The sequence below is a fragment of the Marinobacter sp. MBR-99 genome (genome assembly GCF_040547575.1).
GTDB lineage: Bacteria > Pseudomonadota > Gammaproteobacteria > Pseudomonadales > Oleiphilaceae > Marinobacter.
In genome coordinates this window covers 117,391-134,275 of sequence record NZ_JBEPPY010000003.1, presented here as the reverse complement: position 1 = coordinate 134,275, position 16,885 = coordinate 117,391, and the positions used below count along the sequence as shown (strand labels likewise).

At 55.0% G+C, this 16,885-nt stretch carries 17 protein-coding genes and 1 CRISPR repeat array; of the genes, 16 read left to right on the top strand and 1 reads right to left on the bottom strand.

Going from position 1 to position 16,885, the window contains the following annotated elements:
* Positions 1 to 46: 46 nt before the first annotated feature.
* Positions 47 to 1,438 carry a deoxyribodipyrimidine photo-lyase gene (gene phrB / locus ABIE59_RS03770; protein ID WP_354444384.1) on the bottom strand — a complete coding sequence of 464 codons (1,392 nt, stop codon included), beginning with the start codon at positions 1,436 to 1,438 and terminating at the stop codon, positions 47 to 49.
* 138 nt (positions 1,439 to 1,576) lie between these two features.
* On the opposite strand from phrB, the gene ABIE59_RS03765 reads away from it, so the two are divergent.
* The 16 genes from ABIE59_RS03765 (at position 1,577) to cas2 (ending at position 15,447) form a co-directional block, all read left to right on the top strand.
* On the top strand, positions 1,577 to 2,389 hold the full coding sequence (locus ABIE59_RS03765; protein ID WP_354444382.1) for a DUF432 domain-containing protein: 813 nt from the start codon (positions 1,577 to 1,579) through the stop codon (positions 2,387 to 2,389).
* A gap of 22 nt (positions 2,390 to 2,411) precedes the next feature.
* Complete coding sequence (locus ABIE59_RS03760) at positions 2,412 to 3,299, top strand: mechanosensitive ion channel family protein (protein WP_502915329.1); 888 nt, start codon at positions 2,412 to 2,414, stop codon at positions 3,297 to 3,299.
* Positions 3,280 to 3,771 (top strand): ATP-dependent zinc protease family protein, encoded by a 492-nt coding sequence (locus tag ABIE59_RS03755; RefSeq protein ID WP_354444380.1) that lies wholly within the window; start codon positions 3,280 to 3,282, stop codon positions 3,769 to 3,771. The genes ABIE59_RS03760 and ABIE59_RS03755 overlap by 20 nt, the downstream gene beginning before the upstream one ends.
* Before the next feature lie 2 nt (positions 3,772 to 3,773).
* Positions 3,774 to 4,679 (top strand): 30S ribosomal protein S6--L-glutamate ligase, encoded by a 906-nt coding sequence (gene rimK, locus ABIE59_RS03750; RefSeq protein WP_354444378.1) that lies wholly within the window; start codon positions 3,774 to 3,776, stop codon positions 4,677 to 4,679.
* A gap of 5 nt (positions 4,680 to 4,684) precedes the next feature.
* On the top strand, positions 4,685 to 5,752 hold the full coding sequence (locus tag ABIE59_RS03745) for a succinylglutamate desuccinylase/aspartoacylase family protein (protein WP_354444376.1): 1,068 nt from the start codon (positions 4,685 to 4,687) through the stop codon (positions 5,750 to 5,752).
* A 14-nt stretch (positions 5,753 to 5,766) separates the two neighbouring features.
* Positions 5,767 to 6,192, top strand: a complete 426-nt coding sequence (locus tag ABIE59_RS03740) for a secondary thiamine-phosphate synthase enzyme YjbQ (RefSeq protein ID WP_354444374.1) — start codon at positions 5,767 to 5,769, stop codon at positions 6,190 to 6,192.
* A 79-nt stretch (positions 6,193 to 6,271) separates the two neighbouring features.
* A complete protein-coding gene (locus ABIE59_RS03735; protein ID WP_354444372.1) occupies positions 6,272 to 7,231 on the top strand; it encodes a helix-turn-helix transcriptional regulator in 960 nt (319 codons plus the stop codon).
* An 84-nt stretch (positions 7,232 to 7,315) separates the two neighbouring features.
* The gene (gene cas3 / locus ABIE59_RS03730) at positions 7,316 to 9,595 is read left to right on the top strand and encodes a CRISPR-associated helicase Cas3' (RefSeq protein WP_354444370.1); all 2,280 of its coding nucleotides are present in this window, start codon (positions 7,316 to 7,318) and stop codon (positions 9,593 to 9,595) included.
* Positions 9,596 to 9,603: 8 nt separating this feature from the next.
* The gene (gene cas5c / locus ABIE59_RS03725) at positions 9,604 to 10,263 is read left to right on the top strand and encodes a type I-C CRISPR-associated protein Cas5c (RefSeq protein ID WP_354444368.1); all 660 of its coding nucleotides are present in this window, start codon (positions 9,604 to 9,606) and stop codon (positions 10,261 to 10,263) included.
* A complete protein-coding gene (gene cas8c, locus ABIE59_RS03720) occupies positions 10,260 to 12,047 on the top strand; it encodes a type I-C CRISPR-associated protein Cas8c/Csd1 (RefSeq protein ID WP_354444366.1) in 1,788 nt (595 codons plus the stop codon). The genes cas5c and cas8c overlap by 4 nt, the downstream gene beginning before the upstream one ends.
* The gene (cas7c, locus tag ABIE59_RS03715; RefSeq protein WP_354444364.1) at positions 12,044 to 12,916 is read left to right on the top strand and encodes a type I-C CRISPR-associated protein Cas7/Csd2; all 873 of its coding nucleotides are present in this window, start codon (positions 12,044 to 12,046) and stop codon (positions 12,914 to 12,916) included. Before cas8c ends, cas7c begins: the two co-directional genes overlap by 4 nt.
* 52 nt (positions 12,917 to 12,968) lie before the next feature.
* Positions 12,969 to 13,256, top strand: a complete 288-nt coding sequence (locus ABIE59_RS03710; protein ID WP_354444362.1) for a DUF4258 domain-containing protein — start codon at positions 12,969 to 12,971, stop codon at positions 13,254 to 13,256.
* Positions 13,257 to 13,481, top strand: a complete 225-nt coding sequence (locus ABIE59_RS03705) for a type II toxin-antitoxin system MqsA family antitoxin (protein WP_354444360.1) — start codon at positions 13,257 to 13,259, stop codon at positions 13,479 to 13,481.
* A gap of 18 nt (positions 13,482 to 13,499) precedes the next feature.
* On the top strand, positions 13,500 to 14,123 hold the full coding sequence (gene cas4 / locus ABIE59_RS03700) for a CRISPR-associated protein Cas4 (RefSeq protein WP_354444358.1): 624 nt from the start codon (positions 13,500 to 13,502) through the stop codon (positions 14,121 to 14,123).
* The gene (gene cas1c / locus ABIE59_RS03695) at positions 14,123 to 15,142 is read left to right on the top strand and encodes a type I-C CRISPR-associated endonuclease Cas1c (RefSeq protein WP_354444356.1); all 1,020 of its coding nucleotides are present in this window, start codon (positions 14,123 to 14,125) and stop codon (positions 15,140 to 15,142) included. Before cas4 ends, cas1c begins: the two co-directional genes overlap by 1 nt.
* Before the next feature lie 11 nt (positions 15,143 to 15,153).
* Entirely contained in the window at positions 15,154 to 15,447 is a 294-nt protein-coding gene (gene cas2, locus ABIE59_RS03690) for a CRISPR-associated endonuclease Cas2 (protein WP_354444354.1), read from the top strand.
* A 178-nt stretch (positions 15,448 to 15,625) separates the two neighbouring features.
* Positions 15,626 to 16,653: a CRISPR direct-repeat array (repeat unit 32 nt; unit sequence GTCGCGCCCCTCGCGGGCGCGTGGATTGAAAC).
* Positions 16,654 to 16,885: the final 232 nt, after the last annotated feature.

Sequence of the window (16,885 nt, the reverse complement as noted above, 5' to 3'; positions counted from 1 at the left end):
CAGGGTTGGGGGAGGCCTCCCCCAACCCCGCCTGCCAACTTCTGAGTTAGTCCTTTAGCGCCTGAAACTTTGCGATGGCTTCTTTTCGGGATTCTTTCAGATCCACTATGGGTCTGGGGTAACCCCGAGGAATAACACCTCCCATTGACGGGTCGTGGATTCGTTTATTATCCAGTTTCGCTAATTCCGGAATCCACTGCCGGATGAACTCTCCCTTCGGGTCAAACCGCTCACTCTGTGTTACCGGATTAAACACCCGGAAATAGGGCGCTGCATCGGTACCGGTTGACGCACTCCACTGCCAGCCCCCGTTGTTCGATGCCAGAAAACCATCCACCAGATTCTGCATGAACCAGGCTTCGCCCAGCCGCCAGTCGATAAACAGGTTCTTGGTCAGGAACATGGCGGTGATCATCCGCAGGCGGTTATGCATCCAGCCGGTTTGCTTCAGCTGGCGCATGGCGGCGTCCACAATGGGAATGCCGGTTCGGCCCTCCTTCCAGGCCTCAAAGTGCTCGCCCGGCTCGTTCCATACCAGCGCCTCCGTCTCGCGTTTGAAGGCTCGGTGCATGCTGACGCGCGGATAGTGGTAAAGAATGTGAACGTAAAAATCCCGCCAGGCGATTTCATTGATCCACGTCTCGATGCCGTCGCCGGAGAGCCCAGACTGCCTGGCTGCGATAAGGCACTGGCGCCCGGACAGAACTCCGTTGGCCAGGTAAGGCGAGAGCTGGCTAGTGCCGTCCACGGTCGGGAAGTCCCGGTTATCTTTGTAACCTTTTGCCCGTGCCTCCAGGAAATTATCCAGTTGCTGATGGGCGGCGTCTTCGCCGATGGCCACCAAGGGTTTCGGCGCATCGTTGAATGGTGCTGGCAGGGTATCGGTTTGCTCCGGCTCTACCTCTGGCCCCATGGACGATGGCGTTGGGTACAGCGTGGGCTGGATTTCCTCTATCCAGCTACGCCAGCGTCGGGAGAAGGGAGTGAATACGGAATAGGGCTCGTTCTGCTGGGTCAGAATCTGGCCGACGGGGGCCACGGTCTGATCCCGGTACTTAGCCACCCGGATGCCGAGCGCGGTCAGCCGGTCGTGGGCCTGCTTGTCCCGTTTCCGCTCGTTAATGCCGTATTCTTCGTTGAAGTGCAGGCCTGCAATCTGGTGTTGTTTGCAGAATGCTTCCAGCTTGTCGAGGCTTTCAGCAAAGGTATCCGCATACAGAAATGATAGTGCAATGCCCAGCTTGGCCAGCTGGCGGGCCAGGACATTGGCGTGCTCAAGCACGAACTGCACCCGCGCGGCAGACCAGTCGTGCTCCTGCCATTGCCCTGGCGTTACCAGGAAACAGGCCGTCACGGGTTTGCTGCGGGCGCAGGCTGCGGTGAGGGCCGCGTTGTCTGCCAGGCGGAGGTCGTTGCGGAACCAGACCAGTTCTGTCATCGGAATACCGTCTCTTACGTCGAGCGTAGTGGAAATTACAGCCAGTAAATCATTGGCTTGTATATTCGCTGTAACTACCGGATTGGATTATAGTGAAGCAGAATAGCCGGCCACCCCCAAAGGAGTTCTTTCCGCGGCATGACTGAAGCTACCGAAAGCCAGCGCGATGGTATCTGGGCGCATTCCTATCAGTTGGCCTCCGGCCAGACCCAGCAGCACCAGCTTGGCCACACCCGGCTGTGGGTTACCTTGCTGGATCTTGAGTGGCAGATCCGGCAGCAGAAGGTTGAGGTTGATTCTGATCCCGATTTCTGGACCGAGTCGGTGGGCCATACCCTGCCTTCTGCTGAGATTGATGTTCAGCGGTTTGTACGATCAGGAGACAACGGTTCAGTCAGCTTTTATCCCGCCATGGCCAGCCTGCCAACGGTTATTCGGCCCTACCAGCCGTTGACCGTTCCGCCCGGTGCACGCTGTGTTCTGTATGTGGGTACTTCGCTATGGATGAAAATCTGTGTTGGCGAAGACAAGGTGGAGCTGGCAGAAATACCTCTGGCGCCTCCTTCCTTGACCTGGTTGGGTCGAAATACCCGGGAAGGTGAGCTGTGTTACGCCTCGTCCACCTACGGACGCTTGTCGCTGGAAGCCGTGCCCAAACGGCCCTGGCGCGCTGTTACTCCGGTAACCATAATCAACAGCCGAGAGAAGTCTCTGCTTCTGGAGCGCTTCAGCATACCGACGCCCCTGCTGCCGCTGTTCAGAAACGACAAAGGTCAGCTCTGGACGCCCGGCATCACCGTTGAATGTGAAACAGACATGAACTCGGCGAGCCTGCAGATCGCCACCTCGGTCATTCCCGAGGCGGGCCAGTGTGAAGCAATTGCACCGGCCCGGGAAAAATTGGCCAGAGGCAGAAGGCTGGTTCGGGCCTTCGATCACATGTTCGGCTGAAAGCCAAAACAGGAGCGCTCAAGTGTTGGATGCAATTCTCGCAACCATGACTCAGGTCATCAATGGGATTGCCTGGGGGCAGTGGTTGTCTGCCGGTTTCTTGCTGGTTCTGGGTATGGTTCTCGGGTCACTGGTGGCCCGCAGTATTGGGCGCATGGTAGAAAACCGTGTGTCGCGCCACCACATGGTGATGATTCGCCGGTTGTTCTTCTACGCCATTTTCATGTTATTCGCCATGGCAGCTCTGCGGGAGGCGGGTTTCTCGCTCGAAGTTGTCCTGGGTGCAGCCGGTATCCTGACCGTGGCCATCGGCTTTGCCTCGCAAACGTCGGCGTCTAATATCATAAGCGGGTTGTTCCTGGTGATGGAAAAGCCCTTCGAAATAGGTGATTTTATTGAGGTCGATGCCACCATTGGAGAAATCGTCACCATCGATTTGCTCAGCGTGAAGCTGCGCACCCCGGATAACCTTTATGTCCGAATTCCTAATGAGACCCTGATCAAAACCCGTGTGGTGAACCGGTCCCGTTTTCCTATTCGCCGGATCGATCTGGCGGTGGGTATCGCCTATGCCGAGGATGTCGAGCGCGTGAGTGAGATTTTGCTGGACCTGGCCGAAAAGAATCCGACAAGCCTGGAGGAGCCCAAACCGTTTGTGCTGGTTACCGGCTTCGGTGCTTCCTCCGTAGACTTGCAGTTCTCCTTCTGGGTACCGAAAGATAAGTTCTTCGAAGGCCGCGGCAGCATGATGGTATCGATCAAGAAAACCCTGGACGCGCAAGGCATCGAGATTCCCTTTCCCCATACCAGCATCTATGCCGGTAGCCACTCTGCGCCATTCCGTGTGCAACTGATGCGCCCGGAACAACAAAAAGATAAGGATTCCCCGGATGTCGACAGAGACAGCTGACTTAATTAAAACCGTTCCCCCAACCAAGGCCGAAGGCAAGATCGCCTTGGGTTGGCGTGAATGGGTGGGGTTGCCGGATCTGGACATTGGCCGGATCAAGGCGAAGGTGGATACGGGGGCTCGAACCTCCTGCCTGCACACATTCCGTACTGAACCCTATACGGAGAACGGAGAACGCAGAGTAAAATTCTGGGTACATCCCATTCAGAACGATATGCACCAGGTGGTGGAGTGCGATGCCAAAGTGCTTGATGAGCGAACGGTATCGGACTCCGGAGGCCACAAGGAAATGCGCCTGGTGATTGAGACCACACTGGTGGTTGGCGACCAAAGCTGGCCGATTGAAATGACACTGACCAACCGGGATTCCATGCGGTTCCGGATGTTACTGGGGCGCACCGCCATGGCAGGCCGGTCCCTGATCTACCCTGAAGCTTCCTACCTGGCCGGTAAGCCGGCATTAAGGACCTGAATATGAAAATTGCGGTACTGTCGCGAAACCGTCACCTTTACTCAACCCGGCGTCTGGTGGAGGAGGGCGTTAACCGTGGCCACGAAGTGAAGGTGATTGATGCCCTGCATTGCTCCATGAACATCACCTCCGCGAACCCGCTGATCCACTATCACGAAGAAGTGCTGGAAGACTTCGACGTGGTGATCCCCCGGATTGGCGCTTCTGTAACCTTCTACGGTACCGCTGTACTGCGCCAGTTTGAAATGATGGGCGTATTTCCTCTGAACGAATCCGTGGCCATTACCCGTTCCAGAGACAAATTGCGTTCCCTGCAGCTGCTGGCCCGAAAGGGTGTTGGAATGCCGGTGACCGGTTTCGCCAACAAACCGGACAACGTGCCGGAGTTGCTTAAAATGGTGGGCGGCGCGCCGGTGGTCATCAAGCTGCTGCAGGGTACCCAGGGCATTGGCGTGGTGCTGGCAGAAACCCGCAAGGCGGCAGAATCTGTAATTGAAGCGTTTATGGGCCTGAAGGCAGACATCCTGGTGCAGGAGTTCATCAAGGAAGCCGGCGGTGCCGACATCCGCTGTTTCGTGATTGGTGACAAGGTGATTGCCGCCATGAAACGTCAGGGCGCCGAGGGTGAATTTCGCTCCAACCTGCACCGGGGCGGTACCGCCTCGCTGGTGCGGATTACCCCGGAAGAACGCCGCACGGCCATTACCGCCGCCAAGGCCATGGGCCTGAACGTGGCCGGTGTGGATCTGTTGCGCTCCAGCCGTGGCCCGCTGGTGATGGAAGTGAACTCGTCGCCGGGCCTGGAAGGCATCGAGAATGCCACTGGCAAGAACGTGGCAGGCATGATCATTAACTGGACTGAAAAGAACTACAAACCCTGGAAAACAAAGACGAGGGGCAGGGGTTGAGCAAAGTGGCCAGAGCACCGTTCGAAATAGCCGGCGTCCAGGTGAAAGCCGGTACCCGGGAGACTGTGGAAGTTCCCGTTGCCAAGCTTTATACCCACACACCACTGCACATACCGGTCGAAGTGGTGCACGGCCGCCGCGATGGCCCGGTACTCATGGTGTGTGGCGCCATTCATGGTGATGAAATAAATGGTGTGGAGATCATCCGTCGGGTACTGAAGAACTCTGCCTTACGGCACCTGCGGGGCACGCTGGTGGCCGTTCCTATCGTTAACATCTTCGGGTTTGTGCAGCGCACCCGTTACCTGCCGGACCGCCGGGACCTGAACCGTTGCTTCCCGGGCTCGGAAACCGGTTCGCTGGGCGGCCGCATTGCCTACCTGTTGCGCACCCAAATTATGGAAAAGGTCACCCACATTATCGACCTGCACACCGGCGCCATTCACCGCTTCAACCTGCCGCAAATCCGGGCCGAGCTGAAGAACCCGGAAACCTCCCGAATGGCGGATGCCTTTGGCGCCCCCATCATCATTAATGCAGGTCTTCGGGAAGGCAGCCTGCGGGCCTACGCCGATTCCCTGGATATTCCGGTCATCACCTTCGAGGGCGGTGAGGCCCTGCGCTTTGATGATGTGGTTATCGCCAGCGGTGTGAAGGGTATTATCCGGGTGATGCGGGAGCTGGAAATGGTGCCTGCCAAGAAAGGCCCGAGGGCGCCCAGAAAGCGCTCTGAAACGGCGGCTAATTCACAGTGGGTGCGGGCGGATATGGACGGCATCATGCGCCCCGTGGCCAGCCTCGGCCAGAAGGTGCGTAAAGGCCAGAGACTGGCCATGGTGGCGGACCCCTTTGGTGAGTCGGAGGTGGCGATCACCTCCCCCTGTTCCGGTATTGTGATCTGCGTGAACAATCTGCCGCTGGTGAACGAGGGCGAGGCCATTTATCACATTGCCCGCTTCGACGAGCTGGGCGAAGCCGAAAAGGCCATGGACTACTTCCGCAGTTCCTTCGAGAGTGAAGTGTCGGAAGACGCGGTAGTGCCCGTACACCCCTGGGACGAACTGCAAAAGTAACCGGAGGCAGCATCATGATCTGGCATCAGAACACCATCGAACTGGCACCATTACCGAGGGGCTTTCACCTGGTCACCAATGAAATTCTGGCCCAGGCGCCGGAACTGACCAACTGCGAAGTGGGGCTGCTGCACCTGTTCATCCAGCATACCTCCGCTTCCCTGGCGGTCAACGAGAATGCCGATCCCGATGTCCGGGGCGACCTGGAGCGCCATTTCAACGTTATGGTGCCCCAGAATGCTCCGCATTATGAGCACACCATGGAAGGCCCGGACGACATGCCGGCCCACATCAAGAGTGTGATGATCGGCCCGTCACTGACGCTGCCCATCAGTCACGGCCATCTGGCCCTGGGTACCTGGCAGGGTATCTATGTGTGTGAACACCGGGATAACGCGGGTAGCCGGAGAATTGTGGCTACCTTGCAGGGGCGGTGGTGAGCGTTTGTAACTTAAAGTGGCAACCGAATGTATATGTAGCTAACCTTGCTTAAGGAGGGATGTTCAGCAAGGAGAGCAAGTGAGCCGTTTTTACCGCATTTACCGAATCCACGAATTACTTCGCAGTGCTAAAAAGCCAGTCTCCATGCGCAGGTTCATGGAAGAACTGGAGGCCAGCCGGAATACCATAACCCGAGACTTCGAATACCTGCGAGATTCCCTGGGCGCTCCAATCGAATACTGCCGGGAAGAGAACGGCCACCACTATGCACCGAAAGCACCTGTATTCGAGCTGCCGGGGTTTTGGATGAATCCAGCAGAACTGTATGCCCTGCTAGCCTGCGAGTACCTGCTGGAGAACGTTCAGCCAGGTCTAATCACCAATCGCCTGGCTCCGCTCAGGACAAGAATTCGGGAATTGCTGGGTGAATCCGGCCACGATGCCGAGACCATCAGTGAGCGGATTCGAATCCAACCAATCCAGACCCGCGCAGCGGAACACCATATTTTTGATCCGGTTGCAGAAGCAACGCTCTCGGGCAAATGCCTGACCTTCCATTACCTCTCAAGAAGCACGGGCACAGACAAGTTTCGAACCGTGCACCCACAGCGGTTAGTACATTACCGCTCTAATTGGTATTTGCTGGCTATTTGTAACGAAGCAAAGGCCCTTCGGCTGTTTTCACTGGACCGAATGTCTGCCCCCTCCGTTTCTGATGATCCATCTAAAAAAGTATCGAAAGCTGATTTGGATGCCTTTGTAGGCTCCGGCTTCGGAATATTTGCGGGCGCAGCCACACAAACAGCTCACCTGAAGTTCACCGAGCATGCGGCCCGCTGGGTGGCCGAAGAGATCTGGCATGAGGAGCAAAAAAGTGAGTGGCGTGAAAAAAGCTACCACCTTCATGTTCCCTACTCCGATGAGCGCGAGTTGATTATGGAGGTATTGCGTTATGGGCCGGATGTTGAGGTTTTAGCGCCGGAAAGCCTGAGGCGCGAAGTGGTGGCCAGGGTTCGCAGAATGGCAGAAATCTACTGAGGATTTTTTCAGTGGTGCAGTGGTTGGGGCATCGGTTGACTTAAGCTGGTATCCATAAAACAAGTAAAGGTTTCGAGGATTGGAATGAATAACCACGGCTATGTTGCCCACGTGAAGCAAGATGACTCTTCCGGCGATTGGCATGAACCGCATCGCCTAGAGGAGCATTTGCAGAAAGTGGCAAAGCTCAGTGCATCTAAAGCGGGAACATTTCAGTCTTCGGGTTGGGGCCTGGCTGCTGGACTTTGGCACGATCTCGGCAAGTATCGTTGTGCCTTTCAGAAATACATTCGCGATGCCTCCGGATATGAACGGGAAAACGCTCACGTAGAAAGTCCGCAACGGGTGACCCATTCCACGGCAGGTGCGGTTCATGCGATTAATCAATGGCCATCCGTGCCGGGTTACATCATTGCCTATCTGATTGCCGGGCACCACGCAGGGCTGCCGGACTGGTCTGGTGGTCGTGGCTCATTGCAGTTTCGCTTGAAAGAGGCAGGGCCGGAATACTCTGAAGCCATGGAGGCGAAGATCCCTGAAAACCTGTTAACTGCGGAACGGCCGGATATTCCGGAACCGGCCAGGAACACGGATTCTATCAGTCTATGGATGCGGCTGTTGTTTTCGGGCCTGGTGGATGCCGATTTTCTGGATACCGAAAGCTACATGGCTCCTGAACGGGTCAATCAGAGAGGTCGATTACCGGAACTATCTGAACTTCATTCAGCGTTCTCTGCACGCATGAATCAGTTACAGAAAGCGGCCGATGATACCCCGTTAAATCGAACTCGAAAGGCGATCTTCGATGCTTGCCAACGGAGTGCTCACGAGTCACCAGGGATATTCAGTCTGACGGTTCCCACGGGTGGAGGAAAGACACTCGCCAGTCTGGGGTTTGCGTTGGAGCATGCCAGAACGCATGGTAAGTCGCGAGTTGTGTACGCCATCCCCTTCACCAGCATCATTGAGCAGAACGCGGACGTGTTTCGGGAGTTTCTCGGCGAGGAGGCTGTGCTGGAACACCACAGCAGCCTGGATGTTGATCCCGGGATGGAGAATGCAGGATCTAGGCTAGCTGCAGAAAATTGGGATGCGCCGTTGATTGTCACGACGAACGTCCAGTTATTTGAATCCCTGTTTGCCAGCAGAACCAGTCGCTGTCGGAAATTGCATAATCTGGTGAACAGCATTGTGATTCTGGATGAGGCTCAACAGATTCCGCGTGACTACCACGAGCCGATCACCCGGGTAATGCAGCAGATGAGCGAACACTTTGGGGTGACCTGGGTACTTTGCACGGCGACGCAACCGGATCTTGGAAAGCAGGTCGATGCCTTTGGCAGCGTTCTCCATACCGGTCTCGATAATGTTCGGGAAATAATCCAGAAGCCAGCCGCTCTAGCTAGCGATTTGAAGCGCGTAAATATCGAGATGCCGTCCGATCCGGATGAAAAAATATCCTGGGAGGAATTGTCTCAACAACTGGTTCAAGAAGAATGCGTACTGGTCGTGGTTAATAAGCGGCAGGATGCGAGAGCGCTTTATGAACTTCTGCCAGACAATGGCGACTTGTACCACCTATCCGCCAATATGTGCGCAGAGCACCGGTCCCAGATCTTGGCGGAGATCCGTCGCAAACTGTCTGATCGAAAGGCTGGATCTGACATGCCGCTGCGGGTCGTCAGCACCCAACTGATTGAAGCCGGTGTGGATGTTGATTTCCCGGTTGTCTACCGGGCCATGGCTGGCTTGGATTCCATCGCGCAGGCGGCCGGCCGCTGCAATCGTGAAGGGCGCCTACCGAATAACGGCCGCGTTGTTGTTTTTCAGCCCGAGCAATTGCCACCTCCCGGTTTCCTACGGCAAGCCGCTCAGGTAACCCTCAAGCTGCTTATAAGTGGTCAGTTGAGCGAGCCGCTCGGCCCGGATGCGATGCAGGCATTCTTCAGTGATCTCAATACACAAGGGGATCGTGACAAACATGGGGTTTGCAGTTTATTGAAGGCCGAGAGTTCGCCGGATGCCCCCCTGGCAATCCAGTTCCGGGAGGCAGCGGACAAGTTCCGACTGATCGATGACAAGGGTATTGGTGTGGTGGTTCCTTTCCGTCCGGAAGGGTATGAAGAGACACCTGTTGATCAGTGGCTTGCGATGCTGGAGCAGGATGGTTCCCGGAAATGGGTTCACCGGAAGTTACAGAGATACAGCGTTACATTGCCGGAGTCACTCGCCAAGCAGCTGTACGGCATCGGAGCGATTTATGAGCGAGCCGGTAAATTTGTTGTTGAATCCAGTCATTATCACCCGGTTTGGGGTGTTCAGGCACCGGATAGCCTGATCCCAGCCGAATCAACCGTCATATAGGAGGGCTCATGGGCTTTTGCCTGGATGTCAGTGGAGAGTTTGCCTGTTTCACCAGGCCCGAAATGAAGGTAGAGCGGGTGAGCTATGACGTGATTACCCCGTCTTCGGCCAGAGCCATTTTTGAGGCGATTCTGTGGAAACCCGCGATTCAGTGGCAGGTTACGAAGATCGAGGTGTTGAATCCGATCAAATGGATGAATCTGAGACGCAACGAAGTGGAATCTATCGTATCCACCCGCACGGCCAAGTCGGCAATGAGCAGCGGTGAGGGGCATCTGGGTATTTATGTCGACGAACAGCGCCAGCAGCGTGCAAGCCTGTTATTGAAGGATGTGCGGTACCGGCTCCATGCCGAGTTTCAAATGACGGATAAGGCCGGCCCGGGGGATTCGGCTGGCAAGTTTGCTGATATGTTCCGTCGCCGCGCCGAGAAGGGGCAGTGTTTCAATCAGCCTTACCTGGGATGCCGTGAGTTCAGTTGTGATTTCACGTTGGTAGATGCAGCCGATGGCCCCGAGCCAATTGAACAGTCGTCGGATCTTGGATTCATGTTGTACGACCTCGATTACGGTGATCCAGCCTCCCCCCAGCCCCTATTTTTTCGAGCCCAGATGCAGGATGGCGTAGTGACTGTACCCGATCGAAATAGCCCGGAGGTGAGGGGATGATTCTCCAGGCACTATGTGAGTACTACGACCGGAAGAAAACGGCGGGAAGCCCGCTGCCGCCCGTGGGATTTGAAGAGAAAGAAATCCCGTTTGTCGTCGTTCTCAGTCCAGAAGGGCGATTTGTTCAACTGAAGGACACTCGCGAGTTTCAGGAGAAAGGCAAGCCTGTAGCGAAAGCCTTCACGGTACCGCAGGGGCCAAAGCGTAGTGGTGCCAAAGCCTGTGATACAGCCTACTGTCTTTGGGACCACTTCGGATATGTGCTGGAGCAGTCCAAGGTTTCCAAACCAGGTACAGAGCCCAGTCCTAAAGAAGTCGACATGGCCGGGAAGCAGCACCAGGCCTTCGTTGATCTGGTAGACCGTCTTCGAACAGAGATACCGGATGACGAGGGCGTTCAGGCCGTTCATGCATTCCTTAACGACGAAGCCGAGAAGGCAAAAGTCCGGCAGGCACCAGAATTTCAGGAGTGCCTGAAGATTTCCGGATGCAATCTCACCTTCCAATTGAGTACAGACAATAATCTGGTCTGCCAGTCCCCGGCTGTTCGCCAGTGGATCGCGGAGCAACCCCTGGACAGTGAGAATCAGGATGGCATTTGCCTGGTCACTGGCGAAGAAACCAAGATTGCTCGCCTGCACCCTGCTGTAAAAGGTGTATGGGGAGCTCAGATGGCCGGGGCGAACATTGTTTCTTTCAATATCGACTCGTTCAGTTCTTGGGGCAAGGATAAGGGCAATAATGCGCCAGTGGGTGAGGAAGCGGCGTTCAAGTACACCACGGCCCTTAATCAACTGCTGCGTACCAGTAGTCCTCAGCGGCTGCAGTTGAATGAGATATCTGTGGTCTGGTGGTCAACCGGGGAGAACTTTCTCGAAAACAACCTTCAGTCATTCTTCAATGATACGCCCAAAGATGACCCTGATCGCGGCACTAGGGCGGTCAGGCAGCTTTTTGAAACTCTCCACTCTGGTGCTTTTATGGACAGTGCGGGTAAGGAGCGTTTCTATCTTCTCGGACTTTCCCCGAACGCAGCCCGAATTGCTGTGCGGTTCTGGCAGGTAGGTACCGTGGCAGAATTCAGCAAACAACTGGCCGAGTGGTTCCGGGACATCGAAATTGTTAGCAGGAACGCGGACTACCCGCCTTTGAAACCACTGCTTCGCTCAACGGCATTGTTGGGAAAAGATGAAAATTTGCCGCCCCATTTGGTAGGGGAAACGGTGCGGGCCATCATGATGGGATTGCCTCTGCCTGCAAGTCTGATGCAGGGAGTCATCAAACGTATCAAAGCCGAACAGGGAGAGGTGACACCCTATCGGGCGCGCTTGATTAAAGCTTATCTGAACCGGTCTTACCGTTACCAGAATCTAACTACTAAGGAAGTGACTATGGCCTATAACCCTGAAGAAAAGCGGATTGGTTATCGTCTGGGCTGTCTGTTTGCCGTATTGGAAAAACTGCAATCGGATGCCAATCCGGGATTGAACGCAGGTATCCGGGATCGTTATTACAGCAGTGCCAGCTGTAATCCAAAATCTGTTTTCGGAACGCTGATGCGGTTGCACGCGCATCACCTTAAGAAACTGCCTCACCGTGGACAACAAGTGGTCGCCGAGAAGCGTATTGCGGAGATTATGGCGGATATCAGCGACTTTCCGGCCCACCTCAATCTGGAGGATCAGGGGTTATTCGCCATTGGTTACTACCACCAGCGCCAGGCGTTATTTGCCAAGCATTCAAAAGAACCAGCGCATGATGAATCAGAAGGAGTCGAAGCATGAGCCTGAACAACCGTTATGAATTTGTATACCTGTTTGACGTAAAAGATGGCAACCCCAATGGAGATCCAGATGCTGGCAACTTGCCGCGCGTGGATGCTGAAACAGGACAAGGACTGGTGACCGATGTATGCCTCAAGCGCAAGGTCAGGAACTACGTTGGCATGGTGAAGGAGGAAACTCCTCCTTTCGAGATCTACATCAAAGAGAAGGCGGTGCTGAACAAGAACAACCTTCGGGCTTACGAGGCGCTGGAACTGAAACACGAGTCAAAAAAGCTGCCCAAAAAAGAAGAGGATGCTAGGAAGGTGACGCAGTGGATGTGCCAGAACTTCTTTGATATCAGGACATTCGGCGCGGTCATGTCGACGGACGTGAACACGGGCCAGGTTCGAGGCCCGGTCCAAATGAATTTTGCCCGAAGTGTTGAGCCGGTTGTCAGCGCCGAACACAGTATCACCAGGATGGCCGTAACGACTGAGAAAGAAGCTGAGGCTCAAAGCGGAGATAACCGCACGATGGGGCGGAAGTTTACAATCCCTTATGGCTTGTACCGTTGTCATGGATTTATCTCGGCAAATCTCGCGAAGCAAACCGGTTTCGGTGAAGAGGATCTGGAGTTGTTCTGGGATTCACTGGTGAACATGCTTGATCATGACCGCTCTGCCAGTCGGGGCGAAATGTCACCTTGTGCATTGCTGGTATTCAAACACGATTCGGCGCTTGGTAACGCGCCAGCCAGAAAGCTGTTTGAGTTGGTTGACGTTAAGCGGAAATCCGAGGGACCGGCCAGGGATTTCAGTGACTATGAAGTAACAGTCAGTGAGGAGCAGTTGCCCACGGGTGTGCAGCTGATCAAGTACCTGGACTAGCAGGGAGCTGGTTGCCTCATTCAGTCTCGAAATTAAGGAGAGCGCTTCAGGGATGAAACAATGTGCATCAGTCAAGTTCAGCGGCCATGCGCTCAGGCGGATGTTCGAGAGATCGCTGTCTTCGGAAGAGGTTATATTCACCATACAAACCGGAGAAACGATAACAGGCTATCCTGACGATAAACCCCACCCCAGTGAATTGCGGCTGGGGTGGATAGACAATAAGCCTGTTCATGTTGTCGTCGCACAGAATCAGGAGAACAATGAGTGTTACGTGATAACTGCTTATGTGCCATCACCGGACATCTGGAATGATGACTTTAAAACCAGGAGAAGCTGAATGAAATGCGTAATCTGTAAAAACGGGGAAACCCATCCTGGCACTACTACCGTCACCGTGACACGAGGGGAGGCAACCATTGTTGTTAAAAATGTGCCCGCAGAGGTTTGTGATAACTGTGGTGAGTATTACCTCGATGACGCGATTTCAGCAAAGATTCTGAGCATGGCGGAAGAAGCCATCAAGCAGAACCATGAGGTAGAGGTGATTCAGTTCGCTGCGTGAATAAAGGGTTGCCTGATTATGCAGGATGAAAAGCTCGTTCCGCTGTCTGCATTGCAGCACTATGCCTTTTGCCCCCGTCAGTGCGCTCTGATACACAACGAACAGGTGTGGGCAGAGAACTGGCTAACGGCACAAGGGCAAGTGTTGCATCAGCGGGTAGACCGGGGCGAGCCGGAAACCCGCAAAGGCATTCGTTATGAACGGGGTGTGTTGGTAAGTGCTGAGTCGCTCGGGATTACCGGAAAGCTGGACCTCGTAGAAATCGAGCTTTCAACCGGAACCATGAAGCCGGTCGAGTATAAAAGAGGCAAACCCAAGCGGGATAGCTGGGACCGAATTCAGTTGTGTGCCCAAGGGCTTTGTCTCGAGGAGATGCAGGGCCGGTCGGTTCATTCAGGCGCACTATGGTATTGGCAGACTCGCCACCGGGATGAAGTGGCATTTACAGAAGACCTTAGGGAAGAGACGCGCGCTGTCATTACTGAAGTACGCAAATTGCTCCTTAGCGGCCAGACCCCGAAAGCCGCTTATGAAAAAAAGTGTGACTCTTGCTCGTTATACGATCTGTGCAATCCGAAATTACTTGGAAAGGACGGAAGCACCCGATATGTCGACGAGTTGTTCGATGAGGTCGATCGGTAGTGAAAAAACTCCAGAACAGTCTCTATGTCACCCGACAAGGTGCCTATGTGCACAAAGAGCGTGAAACTGTCGTCATAGAGCATGAGCGCACGAAACTCATGCAGGTGCCCATTCACTCGGTCTCCGGCGTGTTTTGCTTTGGAAACGTCCTGGTCTCACCGGCCTTGATGGGGTTCTGCGGGGAGAAAGGCGTTAACCTGGCATTCTTTACTGAATATGGTCGCTTTTATGGTCGACTACAGGGTAAGAAATCAGGCAATGTGCTCCTCAGACGGGCTCAGTACAATGCGGATCAATTAACGAGCCTCGAAATCGCTCGCTCGGTGGTCGCTGCGAAGTTGGTTGGTTGCCGGAATGTGCTACTCAGACAACAGCGCAATCATGGAGAAACAGAATCGCTGACCAGGGTGGTGAAGCATCTTGCCGCCTCAATCCGGCTGGCAAAGTATGTCGATAACCTCGATTCCTTGAGAGGCATTGAAGGGGATGCCGCCGCACAATATTTTGCTGTCTTTGGAGAATTAATAAACAAGGGGGCCCGCGAGGAATTCACTTTTGCCGGACGAAATCGAAGGCCTCCACGTGACCCGGTTAATGCATTATTGTCGTTTGTTTACTCGATCCTGGGCCAGGATATCAGTGCCGCACTTAACGGTGTGGGTCTGGATCCTCAAGTAGGTTATTTGCATACCGATCGGCCAGGTAGGGACAGCCTCGCTCAGGACTTGCTTGAAGAATTCAGACCTTGGTTGGCGGACAGGCTCGTACTCAGCCTGATAAACAGGAAGCAACTGAGAGCAACGGATTTCATCACTGAGTCCTCCGGGGCAGTGAGGATGTCAGACGAGGCCCGCAAAACGCTGCTGGTGAGTTATCAGGAACGCAAACAGCAGGAAGTGATGCATCCGTTCCTTAAAGAGAAGGTGCCGATAGGAATCATCCCGCATATACAGGCCATGTTGCTAGCCCGTCATCTCAGGAATGATCTGGAAAGATACCCGCCCTGTGTCATTCGATAGGAGAGTCCGCCATGATGGTGTTGGTTACCTATGATATTTCGATGGAAGACCCGGATGGGCCGGCGCGATTGAGGCGGGTAGCTAAAGCATGTCTTGATTACGGTGTGCGTGTTCAGTATTCAGTGTTTGAGTGCGAAATTGATCCGGCTCAGTGGACCTTTTTCAGGGACGAATTGCTGGGCCTCTATGATGAAGAGAAGGATAGCCTGAGATTCTACAAACTCGGCAAGAACTGGAAAAATCGAATTGAACATCATGGAGCGAAGCCTGCTCCCGATATTTTCCGGGATGCGATGATTTTGTAATCGCTAACCGGTAGTGCTCATTAAAAAGCCGGAATGTTAGCGAAAGGCCAGGGCCCTTGTGGCGCCTGGCCTTTCTGTATTTGGTCATTCAATGTACATCCGTAAATATATGTTGTGCGCTTATGTTAGCGGAATCAGAGGAGTGGTTGCTTTGGATTCAGTGGGTTAGGATAGAGCGGTCGCGCCCCTCGCGGGCGCGTGGATTGAAACTGGACGTTGAAGTCCATGCCGATGTGCAGGTGTGTCGCGCCCCTCGCGGGCGCGTGGATTGAAACCAAGTGGCAAAGACGGTCATACCGGCGTCATCAGCGTCGCGCCCCTCGCGGGCGCGTGGATTGAAACTGCGCATCACTGGCGAAGTTGTCGATAAAGCCGCGTCGCGCCCCTCGCGGGCGCGTGGATTGAAACAGAGGCGCCCACAACGGCCAGTTGATGTTGCAGTGTCGCGCCCCTCGCGGGCGCGTGGATTGAAACACACGGAACGTGGCGTATGCCTCAACCAGCGTCTGTCGCGCCCCTCGCGGGCGCGTGGATTGAAACCTGGGGGCCTGGTCTGCCTATCGGCAACCTCACGTCGCGCCCCTCGCGGGCGCGTGGATTGAAACTTGCCTTCAGGGGTGACGGTGCCGATGACGTTGGCGTCGCGCCCCTCGCGGGCGCGTGGATTGAAACGAAAGAAGGGGTAGTGCCCTTCGAGTAAGACGTGAAAGTCGCGCCCCTCGCGGGCGCGTGGATTGAAACCAGAACGGCCTGGCCATGGTTGAGCCGAGCTGGAAGTCGCGCCCCTCGCGGGCGCGTGGATTGAAACGGCACCAGCAAGGACAAAGACCCTGCCGCTACGGCGTCGCGCCCCTCGCGGGCGCGTGGATTGAAACACTGCCCAACCCAGGGCATCAATATCAGCACCGAGGTCGCGCCCCTCGCGGGCGCGTGGATTGAAACAAGTACCTTGTAAGCGTTGGCACACTGACAACCGTCGCGCCCCTCGCGGGCGCGTGGATTGAAACAACTTCACACTGAGTGAGGTGATGAGCTCTATCGGTCGCGCCCCTCGCGGGCGCGTGGATTGAAACAGGAAGCCCTGGCGGATACCACTGTGAAAGGCATGTCGCGCCCCTCGCGGGCGCGTGGATTGAAACTGTTGGTTGGCCTGGATGTCACCCATGGTTTTCTGGTCGCGCCCCTCGCGGGCGCGTGGATTGAAAATCAGAAACCGCTGCGGTGGCTGTTCTAAATGCTGTATTCAGCAAAATACTGGTAATTTTTCGGTAGACGCATCACCCCAATGGTCCACTGACTCGCCTGCGACCTGTTCAGTGGTATGTTCCAAAGCGGAACATGCCACTTCCTATTCTAGCTCACCCCTCTCAAAAGGTTCTTCAGGTGCTTGGTGATTGCCGACGATGCAAACCAAACATCACCGCCATGCGCTTCAGGG

What these genes read in the sequence shown, in the direction of transcription:
- cas8c (WP_354444366.1), top strand. Translation starts at nt 10,260, where the DNA reads ATGATTCTCCAGGCACTATGTGAGTACTACGACCGGAAGAAAACGGCG.
- cas3 (WP_354444370.1), top strand. Translation starts at nt 7,316, where the DNA reads ATGAATAACCACGGCTATGTTGCCCACGTGAAGCAAGATGACTCTTCC.
- rimK (WP_354444378.1), top strand. Translation starts at nt 3,774, where the DNA reads ATGAAAATTGCGGTACTGTCGCGAAACCGTCACCTTTACTCAACCCGG.
- cas4 (WP_354444358.1), top strand. Translation starts at nt 13,500, where the DNA reads ATGCAGGATGAAAAGCTCGTTCCGCTGTCTGCATTGCAGCACTATGCC.
- ABIE59_RS03740 (WP_354444374.1), top strand. Translation starts at nt 5,767, where the DNA reads ATGATCTGGCATCAGAACACCATCGAACTGGCACCATTACCGAGGGGC.
- cas5c (WP_354444368.1), top strand. Translation starts at nt 9,604, where the DNA reads ATGGGCTTTTGCCTGGATGTCAGTGGAGAGTTTGCCTGTTTCACCAGG.
- phrB (WP_354444384.1), bottom strand. Translation starts at nt 1,438, where the DNA reads ATGACAGAACTGGTCTGGTTCCGCAACGACCTCCGCCTGGCAGACAAC.
- cas2 (WP_354444354.1), top strand. Translation starts at nt 15,154, where the DNA reads ATGATGGTGTTGGTTACCTATGATATTTCGATGGAAGACCCGGATGGG.
- ABIE59_RS03705 (WP_354444360.1), top strand. Translation starts at nt 13,257, where the DNA reads ATGAAATGCGTAATCTGTAAAAACGGGGAAACCCATCCTGGCACTACT.
- ABIE59_RS03755 (WP_354444380.1), top strand. Translation starts at nt 3,280, where the DNA reads ATGTCGACAGAGACAGCTGACTTAATTAAAACCGTTCCCCCAACCAAG.
- ABIE59_RS03765 (WP_354444382.1), top strand. Translation starts at nt 1,577, where the DNA reads ATGACTGAAGCTACCGAAAGCCAGCGCGATGGTATCTGGGCGCATTCC.
- ABIE59_RS03710 (WP_354444362.1), top strand. Translation starts at nt 12,969, where the DNA reads ATGAAACAATGTGCATCAGTCAAGTTCAGCGGCCATGCGCTCAGGCGG.
- cas7c (WP_354444364.1), top strand. Translation starts at nt 12,044, where the DNA reads ATGAGCCTGAACAACCGTTATGAATTTGTATACCTGTTTGACGTAAAA.